The 14,233-nt window shown below is 69.8% G+C and carries 11 protein-coding genes; 5 read left to right on the forward strand and 6 right to left on the reverse strand.

The annotated features are described in order from the left end of the window. Position 1: 1 nt before the first annotated feature. The 4 genes from ACQW02_RS08020 to ACQW02_RS08035 form a co-directional block, all read right to left on the reverse strand. Positions 2-679: a carboxymuconolactone decarboxylase family protein gene (locus ACQW02_RS08020; RefSeq protein ID WP_431284744.1), complete on the reverse strand. Its 678-nt coding sequence runs from the start codon at positions 677-679 to the stop codon at positions 2-4. Further along, positions 679-1,644 carry a Bug family tripartite tricarboxylate transporter substrate binding protein gene (locus ACQW02_RS08025; protein ID WP_431284745.1) on the reverse strand — a complete coding sequence of 322 codons (966 nt, stop codon included), beginning with the start codon at positions 1,642-1,644 and terminating at the stop codon, positions 679-681. The genes ACQW02_RS08020 and ACQW02_RS08025 overlap by 1 nt, the downstream gene beginning before the upstream one ends. A 75-nt stretch (positions 1,645-1,719) precedes the next feature. Next, entirely contained in the window at positions 1,720-3,438 is a 1,719-nt protein-coding gene (locus ACQW02_RS08030) for a methyl-accepting chemotaxis protein (RefSeq protein ID WP_431284746.1), read from the reverse strand. Between the two features lie 79 nt (positions 3,439-3,517). Next, the gene (locus ACQW02_RS08035; protein ID WP_431284747.1) at positions 3,518-4,525 is read right to left on the reverse strand and encodes a Bug family tripartite tricarboxylate transporter substrate binding protein; all 1,008 of its coding nucleotides are present in this window, start codon (positions 4,523-4,525) and stop codon (positions 3,518-3,520) included. 202 nt (positions 4,526-4,727) lie between these two features. Here ACQW02_RS08035 and ACQW02_RS08040 point away from each other — a divergent pair, with 202 nt between their 5' ends. The 4 genes from ACQW02_RS08040 to ACQW02_RS08055 all read left to right on the forward strand — a co-directional run bounded on the left by ACQW02_RS08040 (position 4,728) and on the right by ACQW02_RS08055 (position 9,240). Further along, on the forward strand, positions 4,728-5,750 hold the full coding sequence (locus ACQW02_RS08040) for a Bug family tripartite tricarboxylate transporter substrate binding protein (RefSeq protein ID WP_431284748.1): 1,023 nt from the start codon (positions 4,728-4,730) through the stop codon (positions 5,748-5,750). A gap of 2 nt (positions 5,751-5,752) precedes the next feature. Continuing rightward, positions 5,753-7,111, forward strand: coding sequence for an MmgE/PrpD family protein (locus ACQW02_RS08045; protein ID WP_431284749.1), 1,359 nt, complete (start codon positions 5,753-5,755; stop codon positions 7,109-7,111). A gap of 39 nt (positions 7,112-7,150) precedes the next feature. Further along, positions 7,151-8,125 (forward strand): Bug family tripartite tricarboxylate transporter substrate binding protein, encoded by a 975-nt coding sequence (locus tag ACQW02_RS08050; RefSeq protein ID WP_431284750.1) that lies wholly within the window; start codon positions 7,151-7,153, stop codon positions 8,123-8,125. Between the two features lie 83 nt (positions 8,126-8,208). After that, complete coding sequence (locus ACQW02_RS08055; protein ID WP_431284751.1) at positions 8,209-9,240, forward strand: magnesium and cobalt transport protein CorA; 1,032 nt, start codon at positions 8,209-8,211, stop codon at positions 9,238-9,240. A gap of 272 nt (positions 9,241-9,512) precedes the next feature. Here ACQW02_RS08055 and ACQW02_RS08060 read toward each other — a convergent pair whose 3' ends face one another. Then, positions 9,513-10,529, reverse strand: coding sequence for an alpha/beta fold hydrolase (locus ACQW02_RS08060; RefSeq protein ID WP_431284752.1), 1,017 nt, complete (start codon positions 10,527-10,529; stop codon positions 9,513-9,515). A 59-nt stretch (positions 10,530-10,588) separates the two neighbouring features. Beyond that, positions 10,589-12,760: an anthranilate synthase component I gene (locus tag ACQW02_RS08065; RefSeq protein ID WP_431284753.1), complete on the reverse strand. Its 2,172-nt coding sequence runs from the start codon at positions 12,758-12,760 to the stop codon at positions 10,589-10,591. Positions 12,761-13,032: 272 nt separating this feature from the next. On the opposite strand from ACQW02_RS08065, the gene ACQW02_RS08070 reads away from it, so the two are divergent. Continuing rightward, the gene (locus ACQW02_RS08070) at positions 13,033-14,232 is read left to right on the forward strand and encodes an ABC transporter substrate-binding protein (protein WP_431284754.1); all 1,200 of its coding nucleotides are present in this window, start codon (positions 13,033-13,035) and stop codon (positions 14,230-14,232) included. Position 14,233 lies beyond the last annotated feature (1 nt).

The raw sequence follows: 14,233 nt of genomic DNA on the forward strand, positions 1-14,233 counted from the left end.
GCTATTGCGACGCCTCGTCGAACCCGCCCTGGCCCGTCATCGCCGCCCAGGCGGCATAGCGGGGTGAGGCGGTGACGCTGCCCGCGACGATCAACGCGCGCCACACCCCGCAGGCGCGAACGAAATAGGGGATCGAGCCCGGGAACATGGCGAGCGTCATCGCCTCGGCCATCGCATCTTCCGGGATGCTCGCTTCATAACCAGCCTCGATCAGCCAGCCGAGCAACCGTTCCCGCCGCCGGCAGACCATCGCGCCCAGCAGCGCCAGCAGGGTCAGCCGCCAGGGCGCGCCGCCCTGGCAGGCTTCCAGATAGGCCGCGCGCGCGTCGAAGGGCGCCAGTTGCACGCCCCAGTCGCGCGCCGCGAAATCGAAGGCCTGGCCGCCGATCGCCATGGCGGCGGCGGTGAAGGCGGCGCCGATCATCGCATCCGTGCCGCCGGCCGCGCGGAACTTGGCGATGTGATGCGTCGCCAGGCCCTCATCCGTCGTCGCCAGCACCGCCAGCCAGATGAATTCGCGGTCGTGTTCCGACAGGTGGCGGGCGGTCAGTGCGATCTGGGTATAGGCCTGGTCATAGGCCTCCAGCAGCCCCGGTGCCGCGGTCGCCATGAGCCCATGGTGCGGCAGCAGGTAGCCGCGTTTGGCGCGAACCGCGCGCAGGGCGTCGTCGTCTGCCATCAGTCGGCGCGGATATTGGCGCTGGACACGACCGCGGCCCAGCGCGGGACTTCCGATGCGACCAATGCGGTGTATTCGGCCCGCGTCATGCTGTTCGGCTCGGCCCCCAGGTCGCGCAGGCGGTCGGCCATCTCCGGCCGGTTCAGCCCGGCGACCAGGGCGGCGTTGATGCGGTCGGCGATGGCGGGCGGGATGCCGGCGGGGCCGGACAGGCCGAACCAGTTGCTGGCGACCAGCATGGGGAAGCCGGCCTCGGCCGCACTCGGCACCTCCGGCCAGCGGGCGGCGCGGGTTTGCGTGGTGATCATCAGCAGCCGCAGCCGGTCGTTGCGGCCGATGTCGGGCACCGCCGCGATCAGCCCCTCCACCTGGCCACCGATCACATCGGCCGTCGCCGGCGCCGATCCGCGATAGGGCACATGGGTGATATCGACCCCCGCGGCGGCCTTCAGGATCTCCAGCTTCGCCTGGGAGGAGGTGCCATTGCCGTTCGAGCCGAAGCGGATGCGCCCCGCCCCCTGCCGCGCCGCGGCCAGCAGATCGGCCAGCGTCTGGTAGGGGCTGGTGGAGGACACGGCCAATGCCGAGGGCACCGCCGCGATCAGTCCGATATGGGTGAAATCCCGCACCGGGTCATAGGGCAGGTTGCGCGTGACGGCCGGGCCGATGGCCTGGGATGCGATGTTGGACAGCAACAGCGAATAGCCATCCGGGGCCGATCGCGCGACCTGTTCGCTGCCGATCGCGCCACCGGCGCCGGCGCGGTTTTCCACGACGACGGGCTGGCCCAAGCCCGCCTCCATTTCCCGCGCCGCAAGCCGGGCCAGCACATCGGCGGTGCCGCCGGGCGGGAAGGGGACGACGAAGCGCAGCGGCCGGGTCGGAAAGGATTGCGCCAAGGCTGGGGCCGCCAGCGCCGCCCCGGTCAGGGCCAGTGCGGCGCGGCGCGTAACAAGGTCGGTCATCAATGCGATCCCAGTCTGAATTCGGGCTGAGACTCGGGGATCGCGGCGCCCCTGGCAAGCGGGGCGCCCGCGGGTTCAGGCGGCGCGCAACCCGCTCAGGAAGTCGCCGACCTGGCCGCGCAGCCCCTCGGCCCGTTGTGCCAGTTCGGACGACGCTGCCCGCAACTGCGTCGCCGCCGCCCCCGTCTGTTGCGCCCCTTCGGTGACACCGCTCGCGTGCTGGCTGACATCGCGCGTGCCGGCGGCGGCCTCGGCCACGGCGCGGCCGATTTCATGGGTGGCGGCGGATTGCTGCTCGGCGGCGGCGGCGACGCCGGCGGCGATGCCGTTCAGCGATTCGATGGTGCGGCCGATCCCCTGCATCGCCGCGACCGCGTGCCCGGTCTCGGTCTGCATCTGGGCGATCTGCTGGCCGATCTCCTCGGTCGCCTTCGCGGTCTGCTGTGCCAGGGCCTTCACTTCCGATGCGACGACGGCGAAGCCCTTGCCGTGCTCGCCGGCCCGCGCCGCCTCGATCGTCGCGTTCAGCGCCAGCAGGTTGGTCTGCCCGGCGATATCGCCGATCAGCCGCACGACCTGTCCGATGCGGCCCGCCGCCTCGGCAAGGCCGGAGACGGTCGCATCCGTCGCCCGCGCATCTTCCGCCGCGCGCTGCGTGACGGCGGCACTTTCCGCGATCTGGCGCGCCACCTCGGAAATCGAAGCGGCCAGTTCCTCGGTCGAGGCAGCGACCGTCTGCACATTCATGCTGGCCTGTTCGGAGGCCGCGGCCAGCGAGGTCGCGCGTTCCGATCCACCTTGCGCGGTGCTGTTCAACACGCCCGCGGTCGCATCCAACTCGGTCGCGGCGGCGGCGACGATGCGCAGCACGTCGGTCGCCTCGGCCTCGAACGTCTGGACCAGCGCATCGACGCGGCGGGCGCGGTCGGCTTTGGCCTGGGCTTCGACCAGGGCCGCCGCATCGGCGTCGCGCTTGGCCACGAGGGCCGCGTGAAAGGCGCGCAGCGTCACCGCCATGGCGCCGATCTCGGTGTTCTCGGGCACCGACGGGACGGTCACGGACAGGTCGCCCGCGGCCATCGCCTGCATCGGTGTCATGATGCTGGCGATGCCCTGGCCGACGCCGCGGACGATCAGGAAGGCCAGCGCACTGCCGATCACAAGCGCGCCGACCAGCAGCGCGATGACCATGGTGACGGTCGTGTCATAAGCGGCGGCACCCGCCTGGCCCGCGGCGGCGGCACCCGCCGTGTTCAGGCTTGTCAATGCGTCCAGCGTGTCCTGGACTGTCCGGTAGGCCGGCACCAGGCGCTGGGTGATCAGGCTGGTGGCCGCTTCATTCTCGTTCCGGCGGGACAGGGCGAGCACCGCATCGGCCTGTTGCAGATACGCCTGCCAGACCGTGGTGAGCGTCTGGCTCAATTCGCGTTCACGCGGCGAGCTGACCAGGGCGCTGTAGTTGCGTTGTGCCGCCTGGGCGTCGCGCGCGAACTCGGCGACGCGCGTCTCGCGCTCGGCCTTGACCGCCGGGTCGCTGTTCATCGCATGGGTGGCCACGACAAAGCGATGCCGCCCGGCCATGGTTTCGAGGTTGCCGATCGCCTCCACGCTCGCGAGCCAATTCCGCTCAAGGTCCACGGCGACGGCGCGGACCGATTGCACCTGGATCAGCGCGAAGGCGCCGAGCACGCCGGTCAGCACCAGCAGGATGGCGAAGGATGTCACCAACTTGGTCCGGATGGACATCCGCTGCAGCAGGCTCGCGGGCGGGACGGTATGGGCGGGGCTTGTCATGAGGGGGGCTCTCATCATTGCGTGGGCGCAGCAATTGTAACAATGCCGCGCCTAACGCACCGTGAAGGCCCCCCGCGATTCAGTCCGCCCGCATGTTCGTCTTGCGGATCAAGGCACCCCAGCGCGCCATCTCCGCCTGGATGAAGGTGCCGAAGGCCGCTGGCGTCGATGGCGCGGGATCGGCGCCTTCGGGCGACATCCGCCGCAGCAGTTCGGGATCGCGCAGCGCCGCGTTCAGTTCCGTGTTGAACCGCGCGACGATCGGCGCCGGCAGGTTGGCCGGGCCGACCAGCCCATACCATTGCGTCGCCTCGAAGCCGGGCAGGCCCTGTTCGGCGATGGTCGGGATCTCCGGCGCCGCCGCGGAGCGCGTCAGAGAGGACACGCCCAGGGCGACCAGGCGGCGGTCGCGCACCTGCGGCAGCACGGCGGGCCCGCCTGTCATGGTCATGTCCAGCGCCCCGGACAGCAGGTCGTTGATCATCGGCCCGGTGCCGCGATAGGGCACATGCAGGAAGTCGGTCCCCGTCGCATCGGCGAAGGCCGCCATCGCGATATGCGCCGCCGACCCGTTGCCGCCCGAACCGTAGGAAATGCTGCCCGGCGCGCGCTTGGCGGCGGCGATCAGCGCCTGGATGTCGCGCGCCGCGACCTTCGTCGGGTTCACCACCATCACGTTCGGCACCACCGCCATCTGCCCGATCGGCGTCAGCCCGGTCAGCGGATCGTAGCCGAGCCGCGGGTAAAGCCCCGGGTTCACCGCCAGGGTGCCGATGTGGCCCATCATGATCGTCGTGCCGTCAGGTGCCGCGCGGGACACCATCTCCGCACCCACGGTCCCGCCGGCGCCGCCGCGGTTTTCCACCACCACGGTCTGGCCGAGTGCCGTGCCCAGCAAGGGCGACAGCAACCGGGCCAGGATGTCGGTGGTGCCACCGGGGGTGAAGGGCACGACCAGCCGGATCGGCCGGTCCGGCGACCAGGTGGCGCCTTGGGCACGCACCAGCGCCGGCGCGCCGAGGACAGCCGCGACGAGCGGCAGGATCGCACGGCGCGGAAACGCCGGGGTAGTGGCTTGGTTGGACACGCATCATCTCCCGCCGGGCATCCTGTTTGGCCCTGGCAACGACAGCATAGCCTCGTGCAGCGGGTGTGCCGATAGACCGCACTGCGCCGCTCGTCATCGCATCCGGCATAGCCCAGGCGGCGCGCCCTGCTGGCGCGGCCGCGGATTTTGTCGGAACATTCATTTGCCCGCCATCGCGGGCCAACAAGTTCGAGGGATGGTGATGTCGCGTCTGAAGGATTCCATGGGCCATACCGCGCTGTCGCGCCGGGCCATGCTGGCCGCGCCGGCCGTGGCCCTCGCGGTGCCCGCGATGACCCTTACCGTCCCGGCGGCGGCGCAATCCTGGCAGCCGAACCGGCCGCTGCGGATGGTCGTGCCCTTCGTGCCAGGCGGATCCACCGATGTCGGCGCGCGGATCGTGTCCGAACGCATGGCCAGCGTGCTGGGCCGCCCGATCCAGGTCGATAATCGCGGCGGATCCGGCGGCAATCTTGGCGGGGCGGAGGTCGCGCGTTCCGCCCCCGATGGCCATACCATGCTGATGGGCGTGACCGGGCTGCTCTGCACCAACCCCATCCTCTACGCGAACATGGGCTTCGATCCCGGGAAGGACCTGGCGCCGGTCGGGCTGACCTATGTCTCCGACCTTGTGCTCGTCGTCACCAACAGCATGCCGGTGCAGACGCTGGCCGAGTTCGTCGCCCTGGCGAAATCCCAGCCGGGGGCGCTGACCTATGGCTCCTCCGGCCATGGCGCAACGACGCATACCTCGGCCGCGCTGTTCTGCCTGGCCGCCGGCATCGACGCGCAGCACGCGCCCTATCGCGGCAGCGGGGCGGCGATGAACGACCTGCTGTCGGGCACCTTGCCCTTCATGATGGTGCAAGTCGCGGGCGCCGCGCCGCAGATCCTGGACGGGCGGGTGCGTGCGCTGGCGGTCACGGGTTCGCAGCGCCACCCGCTGCTGCCGAATGTGCCGACCCTGGCCGAGGGCGGCGTGGCCGGCGCCGAGGCGACATCCTGGGGCGCGATCATGGTGCCCTCCGCGACCCCGGCCGCCGCCATCGCCACCCTGTCGGGCGCCTTGCGCGAAAGCCTCGCCGATCCCGCGGTGCAGCGCCGCATGGCCGCTGCCGGCGTCGACGCCGCCTGGCTGGACCCGGAGGCCACCGGCGCCTTCATCCGTGACGAAGCAACCAAGTGGCAGCGCGTTGTGCGCGAGGCCCGCATCAAGATCGATTGACGATGAACCCTCTCCCCATCCTCGCCGCCCATGGTGCGTCCTGGGCCACGCGCCCCTTGCCCGACGCGCTCGCGCATCACGCAAGGCGCGCGCTGGTCGATTGGTTCGCGGCCCTGATCCCCGGCTGCGACCGCGCGCCGGCCAGCCTGCTCGCGGCGGCGCTGGCGCCGTCGCGCGGGCCGGGGCGGGCGATCTGCTACGTCGATGGCACCCGTGGCGCGCTGCGCCACGCCGCGCTGCTGAACGCGACCGCGAGTCACATCGTCGAATTCGACGACATCTTCCGCGATGCCGGCTACCACCCGGGCTGCCCCGTGATCGGGGCCGCCGTGGCGGCGGCGCAGGACACGGGCGCCGACATGGACGGCCTGCTGCGCGCGATCATCGCGGGGTATGAGGTGTCCTGCCGCATCGGTCTTGCCGTGGCCCCCAGCCACTACCGGCACTGGCACACCACGGGCACCGTCGGCACCTTTGGCGCGACGGCGGCAGTCGCACTTCTTCTTGGCTGCGACACGGAAAAAATGGGCCATGCCATCGCCACCGCCGCGACCATGGCGGGCGGTCTGCGCGAAGCCTTCGCCGGCAGCGGCATGAGCAAGCCGATGCACCCAGGCCATGCGGCCGATGCCGGTTCATTGGCCGCCATCGCCGCCGCCGCCGGCGTCACCGGCGCGCCCAACGTGCTGCACGGCCCCGCCGGCTTCGCCGCCGCGACATCGGATTCCACCGGAAGGTGGGAGACCGCTTTCGTCGGCCTCGACGACTGGTTCGCGATCGAACGCATGACCATCAAGAACCACGGCTGCTGCGGCCATATTTTTGCTGCACTGGACGCCGTGTCGGTGCTGCGCGACGCGCATGGCTTCGGCCCTGACGACATCCGCAGCATCGAGGTCGCGGGCTATGGCGCGACCAAGGGGCTCTGCGACCGGCCCGAAGCCGCGACCGAGCAGGAAGCGCGCTTTTCCGCGCAATACTGCATCGCCGCCCTGCTTTACCTCGGCGGCGTGCGCCTGGAGGCCTTCACGCCGGAGCGGCTGGCGGACCCCGTCCTGCGCGGCTTCATGCCCCGCGTGTCGGTGGTGCTGGACCCGGAAGCCGAGGCCGCATTCCCCGGCCGACGCAGCGCCACGGTCACGATCACCCTGGCCGATGGCCGCGTGCTGAAGCACTTTCAGCCGACCCGGATCGGCGACCCGGATGCCCCGCTGTCCGATGCGCAACTCGGCCAGAAATTCATGGAACTGACGGTGCCGGTGATCGGGCAGGGGCCGGCGGATGCGCTGTTGCACAACCTGTGGACCGGCCGCGCCGTGCCTGGCGAGATCGCCATGATCCATGCGCGGCGCGCCGCCTGACCGACCTTTCGAAGAAAAAACCCACAGGAAACTTGCTCCATGATCCAACGCCGTAGCCTGGCCGCCCTCGCGGCCCCGCTATTCCTGCCCACCATCGCCCGCGCGCAGGACGGACCTTGGCCGAACCGCCCGGTGACGCTGCTGGTGCCCTGGGCGCCGGGTGGGTCGAATGACGTCGTCGCGCGGCTGATGGCGCCAGGGCTGGCGGAAACCTTCGGCCGGCCCTTCGTGGTGGAAAACCGGCCTGGCGGCGGCGGCTCGCTCGGCATGACGCAGGTCGTGCGGGCGCGGCCGGACGGACACACCTTGCTGATCTCCTCGGCCAGCAACCACGTCATCAACCCCTTCGTCATCCCCGACCAGGGCTACGACGTGCGCGACGCGCTGGCGCCGATCTCGATGCTGGTGGACGTGCCGAATGCGCTGGTGGTGCATCCGTCGCTGAACGTCACCGACGTGCAGGGGCTGATCGCCTTGATCAAGGCGACACCGGGCGGGATGGCCTTCGGTTCCTCCGGCGTCGGCAGCACGAACCACCTGGCTGGGGAGCTATTCCGCCTGCGCACCGGCGTCGAACTTACGCATATTCCGTATCGCGGCGGCGGACCGGCCCTGGCCGATATGCTGTCGGGCACGATCAAGCTGTCGTTCCAGAACCTGCCGACCGTGCTGCCGGCGCATCTGGAAGGGCGCCTGCGCATCATCGCCGTCTGCGGCGACACCCGCGTTTCCATCCGTCCGGAATTGCCGACGGTGCAGGAACAGGGCGTGCCGGATTACGCCGTGCGCTCCTGGACCGGGCTCTTCGCCCCGGCCGGCACGTCCGCCGAGATCCGCGACCGCATCGCCGACACGACGAAGCGGCTGTTGGTCGATGCCAGCCTGAAGACGCGGCTGGATGCACTGGCGTCGGAAGCCCTGTGGCTGAACCCCTCCGACACCGACGCCTTCGTGCGCCGCGAATACGATCGCTGGGGGCCGGTGTTGCGTCAGGCGGGGGTGACGGCGGGGTAGGGGCTTCCGAAAGGGTCATCGTAAGGCAGCGCCGCATGCGCTAGGCTCCGGCATGCAATGGGCTGCATGCGGAGGCAGGCGCCATGAACGACATGTCCAAGCCGACACCGCCCGCCCCGGCGGCCTCCTCCGGCCCGGGCCTCGAGCCGGGCGTCGTCGCGTCCCACGTCTATCTCGGCGGCAAGCGCATCGCGGAGGTCGCGATCGATGAGGCGGGGGTCTGGGCCAGGAAGCCCGGCCACGTCGTCTGGATCGGTTTGCACGAACCCTCGGACGCCTTGCTCGCCCGCGTCGGCACGCAATTCGCCCTGCACGACCTGGCGCTGGAGGATGCCGGGAAGCGCCACCAGCGCCCAAAAATCGAACAATACGGCGACAGCCTTTTCATCATCGCGCGGACCGCGCAGATGCTCGAAGGCCGCGTCGAATTTGGCGAAACGCATTTGTTCGTCGGTCGCGGCTACGTCGTCTCGATCCGTCACGGCGCGTCGGCGACCTACCGCACCGTGCGCGAACGCTGCGAGGCGTGCCCGACCACGCTGTCGCATGGCGAAGACTACATCCTGTATGCCATCCTCGATTTCATCGTGGACAACTACGCCCCGGTGCTCGAGGCAGTGCAGGAAGAGGTCGAGACGATCGAGGATACGGTGCTCGCCTCCCGCCTCGCCAAGGCGGATGTCGAACGCTTGTACCTCCTGCGGCGCGACCTGCTGCGGCTGCGCATGGCGGCATCCCCGCTGGTCGAAGTCTGCCGGCGGCTAGAGCATGCCGAGGCGATGGCGATCGACCCCGCGATGCAGCCGCTGTTCCGCGATGTCGCCGACCACATCACCCGCGTGCAGGATGAAATCGCGGCGCTGCGGGAGGTGCTGGCCTTCGCCTTCGAAGCGAGCCTGCTGACCGGCCAGGCGCAAGCCAACGAGACCATGCGCCAACTGGCCGCCTGGGCGGCAATCCTGGCCGTGCCGACCGCCATCGCCGGTATCTACGGCATGAACTTCGAAGATATGCCCGAGCTGAAAGTGGCCTGGGCCTATCCCGCCCTGCTGGGTGTCATCGCTAGCGTCTGCGGCATGCTGTTCTGGCGGTTTCGCCGGAAGGGCTGGCTTTAGCAGGGTGTTGAAAAACGGGGGGCGCGCCTTGAAAGGGGCTTTGCCCCTCTCAAACTCTCCCCACCAAGGGGCCGTGGCCCCTTGGAACCCACGCGATTTGGCAAAATAAAGAGAGGGGCGTCAATGGCGCGCCTCCGAACAAAGGCGATCGCTGCCCCTCTCTTTATTTTGCCAATACTCCGCCGGTCCAGGGGCGGCGGCCCCTGGTGGGGGAGGTGTGGAGGGGGCGAAGTCCCTTCCACTGGCGCCGGCCCCCGTTTTTCAGCAACCCGCTAGCGCCAGAGCCCTTTCGCCGCGAGCCAGTCCTGCACCAGCGCCGCCACCGCATCGCCGTTGCGGTCCATCATCAGCATGTGGCTATTGCCGCTGATGCCGCGGCTCGGCAGGTCCACGTCATCGACTGTGCCACCGGCCTCCCGCACCGCCGCGGAAAAGCGCCTTGCATTGGTGCGGATCACCGACCAGCGTGGATCGGCGTCCACGTAGTCGCCGTAGACCAGCAGTTGCGGAATGTCTTTCACCCGCGCCGCTTCGGCGACCACGCCGGTGCCGGCGGGTTCGATCAGCACGAGTGCGCGGAACAGATCCGGCCGCTGTTGCGCGACCTGCCAGGCGAAGGCGCCGCCCTGGCTATGCGCGATGACCACGCTCGGCCCCACCCGTTCCAGCAGCGCGATATAGGCCGCGATCACATCGGCATCGGTGTCGAGATACCGCGCCACGACCTGCCGCATGAAGGACATGTAGTTGTCCGGCGTCGCGGGGAACTGGTTGCCCGGCAGCAAGGTGCCGCGTGCGAAGGACCCGGCGCCATCGCCGATGCGAAACCGCTCCCATGGGTTGGAGGTCGGCAAGTGCAGCGGCGCCGCCCAGATCTCGGGCGACATTGCCGCCCCGCTGCGGCCGCGTTCGACGGCATCGGTGACATAGGTCGCCCAACCGCGACGGACAAAGAACTGCTGCCAGCCCTCACGTCCATCGGGCGTGGTTTCCCAGGTGACGCCGGTCAGGTAGGCGCCGTGCCAGAGCATCAGCGGCGCCGTCCCGCGCTGCGGACTCGGCACCATGAATTGCGCATACATCTGGCCGACGACATGGCCGCCATTCGGGTCGATGCGCAGCGGCGCCCCGCCCACGGTCGGCAGATACTCGCGCACCGGCCGACCCGACAATTCCACCACCCGTCCGCCGACATGGAAGGAGCCGAAATTTTCCAAGGTGATCGGGCCCGTGGTCTGGGCCGCGAGCGGTGTGGCGATCAGCAGTGCCGCCAGGATTGTCCTGAACATGTGTGTCTTCCTCCGATTGGCCGCATCTTGTCAGACGTGGCCAATCGGGGAAGCGTCAGTCAGCGCTTTTCCAGCAGGGCCCCCAGGCTGCCCGCCAGCAGCGCCAGCCCCTGCGCGCCGGCGGCGGACAGGATGCTTTCCGGGTGGAACTGCACCGCGGCGACCGGCAGGCTCGCGTGTTCGACCGCCATGGGGATGCCGTCCTCCTCGGTCGCCATGGTGACGGTCAGGCTGTTCGGCATCGCCTCGGGCGCGCCGAACAGGGAATGGTAGCGCCCGACGGTCAGATGGCTCGGCAACCCGCCAAAGAACCGCCCGGGCTGCAGCACGCGGATGGTCGATGGCTTGCCATGCACGGGCGTCGGCAATTGCCCGAGCGTGCCGCCGAAATGCTCCACGATCCCTTGCAGCCCCAGGCAGACGCCAAACACCGCCACGTTCTTGCCCAGCGCCGCATCGATGGTTTCCGACAGGCCGAAATCCGTGGGCTTGCCGGGGCCGGGCGACAGCACGACCAGGTCCGGCGCATGGCCATTGGTCAGCCGCGCCCGCACGGCCGGCGCGCGCAGGACTTCGACGCTGGCGCCGGTCTGGCGCAGGTAGTCGGCCAGGGTATGGACGAAGCTGTCCTCGTGGTCGGCCAGCAGCACGCGCTTGCCGGCCAGGGGCTTCGCGCCACTGCCCGCCGCCGCCTTCTGCGGCGCCGCGGCATTGATGACGGCATCGAGCAGCGCCGAGGCCTTCAGCCCGCATTCCGCATCCTCGGCGGCCGGGTCGCTGTCATGCAGCAGGGTCGCGCCGGCGCGCACTTGCGCGACGCCATCCTTCAGCCGCGCGGTGCGCAGGGTCAGCCCGGTGTTCAGCGCGCCGTCGAAACCCAGCCAGCCGATCGCGCCGCCGTACCAGAGGCGCGGGGTCTTCTCCATCTTCTCGACAAAGCGCATCGCCCAGACCTTGGGCGCCCCGGTGACCGTCACCGCCCAGGCATGGGTCAGGAAGGCATCCAGCGCGTCGAAGCCGTCGCGCAGGGTGCCCTCGACATGATCGACGGTGTGGTAGAGCCGCGGCGTCGCCTCCACCTGGCGCCGCGCGATCACGCGCACGCTGCCGGGTTCGCAGATGCGCGCCTTGTCGTTGCGATCGACGTCGGTGCACATCGTCAACTCGGCTTCGTCCTTGTCCGAGTTCAGCAGCATCTTCAGTCGCGCCGCATCCTCCAGCGCATCGCCGCCGCGCGAGATGGTGCCGGAGATCGGGCAGGTTTCGACCCGCTTGCCCTGGACGCGCACATACATCTCGGGGCTGGCCGACACGAGGAATTCGCCGTCGCCGAGGTTCATCAGCGCGCCATAGGGTGCCGGGTTGCGGGCGCGCAGGCGTCGGAAGACCTCGCCCGGCTGCACGGGGCAGGGGCGGGCAAAGGTCTGGCTCAGCACCGCCTCGAACAGATCGCCGCAGGCAAAGCGTTCCTGCGCCGCGCGGACATTGGCCTGGTAGGCTTCGGGCGAATGGTCGCGAACAGGCGGCAACACGACGGGCGGTGTCGGGTCGTAGGGGGCCGGAACCTGCGGGCGTTCCATGCCGACCGTGCCGCGCGGGCCATACCAGAAGTCGTAGTCGTAGCGGGTCGCTTCCTCCCGCCGGTGGTCCACCACCAGGATGGTGTCGGGCAGATAGAGCACCGCGTCGCGCTGGTCGGGCGCGCGGGGGCGGACCAGGTCGCAGGGTTCGAACTGGAACACCAGATCGTAGCCAAAGGCTCCGTAGAAGCCGAGGTGATGGTCGTCCTGGGCGCCAAAGGCCGCCATGGCGGCGCGCAGCACTGTGAAGGCCGTCGGGCGGCGGGACCGCATTTCCTCGGCATCATCGACCGGGGCAGGGGCGGGGTGGGCGACCAGGCACGCGGCATCGGGGCCGGTCTGGACTGTGACCAGCGGGTCGGCGCGCAGTGCGGCCTCAATCGCCGCGACCAGCACGGCGCCGCGCGGGGTCAGCGCCTCGAACGTGACCTCCAGCCCGCGCACCGTCGCGGCCAGCGGCGGGTCGGAAAAGCCGATGTCCCAGCGGGTGTAACGATCGGGCTGTTCGAAGGAGGAGGCGAAGAGTGCCCCGCGCCGGGCCTCGATCTCACCAATCAGGGGTTCGGCGGCATCGGGATAGGCAACGCGGGTCGCGCGTCGCATCACGGCGATGCCGGCGGCGGTGCGGTAGGTGACGGAGGTTTCAGACATGGGTCGCAGGATCCTGAAGCAGAGGGGGGATCGCGCGGACGGAGAAAACTGACAAGGCCGCCCGCGGAGGGGGCGGCGGGGCTAAACGCTAAACGCGCGTGCCCAGGCCACCCGGAAGGGGCCAACGCCAACGCCAGAGGGTGCGGGGCAGGGTGGTCATGACGACAACCTGCGGCGCTGGCAGGGCGCCTGTCAACCGGGTGACCAGGCGCCGCTTGCACGGGGGGCGCCGGCGCGGCATGTGATGGACGACCCAGCCGGAGACGTTCGCCATGTCGACTGCCACCCGCCGCACGCTGATGGCGACCGCCATCGCCGCCCCCTTCATCGCCCCCCGTGCCGGCTGGACCCAGGCGGGCACCGTAAAAATCGGCATCCTGCAGCCGATGACCGGCGGGCTGTCGCAGGATGGCGAATACGGCAAGATCGGCGCCGAGATCGCGATCCGCGAGATCAATGAGGCCGGCGGCATCCGCGGCTTGCGCATCGACCCCGTCTTCGGCGACGCCCGCAGCACACCCGAGGGCGGCGTGGCCGAGGTGGAGCGCATGCAGGCCGAGGGCGTCGTCGGCGTCGTCGGCGGCTTCGCCAGCCCGATCTGCCTCGCGGCCAGCCAGGCGGCGTCGCGCTACGACCTGCCCTATATCGTCGATGTCGGCGTCGCCGATACCATCGTCACCCGCGGCCTGCGCAATACCTTCCGTTTTGGCCCGGGCTTCGGGATGGTGACCCAGAAGGCGCTGGAAAACCTGGTCGCGCTGAACGATGCCGCCGGCAAGCCCGCCCGCACCGTGGTGCTGGTGCATGAGGACGGGCTTTTTGGGACGGGCCTGGCCCGGTTGATGAACACCGAACTGCCCAAGCTCGGGTTCCAGGTGCTGGAGACGATCCCACATCCATCCCCGTCGCGCGACATGAGCAATGTGGCGCTGCGCATCCGCGCGCTGAACCCGGACCTCGTGATCCCCTCGTCCTACTACGCCGAATTCGTGCTGCTGGCGCAGACCATGCAGCAGCGCCGGATCCGGCCGAAGGGCGTCTATGCTGTGCTGAACGGCGCCGCGTCCAACTTCCGCTTCGTGCGCGAATTCCCCGATGCCGCGCAGGCCGTCATGGACTGCAACCACTGGGCCGACCCCCGCAAGCCGGCGACGGCCCGCGTGCGTGCGGCGGTCGAGGCGATGGGGCGGTTCTGGCTCTACAACGTCGCGCTGAACTATTCCGCCGTGCAGTTGATGGCCGATGCGCTGGAACGCGCCGGCCGCCCCGACCGGAATGCCGTGATCGAGGCGCTGGCCGCGACCGGCCCCGAGTTCACCAAGCACATCATGCCCTATGGCCCGACCCGCTTCGTCAATGGCCAGAACCAGTCGGGCGCACCGGTCAATACCCAGGTGCAGGGTGGCGACATCAAGGTGATCTTCCCCAACGATTTTGCCGACGCCCGGCCGATCTTTCCCGTGACCGGCTGAT

The sequence above is a fragment of the Humitalea sp. 24SJ18S-53 genome, from assembly GCF_050632385.1.
In the GTDB taxonomy this organism is placed as follows: domain Bacteria; phylum Pseudomonadota; class Alphaproteobacteria; order Acetobacterales; family Acetobacteraceae; genus Humitalea.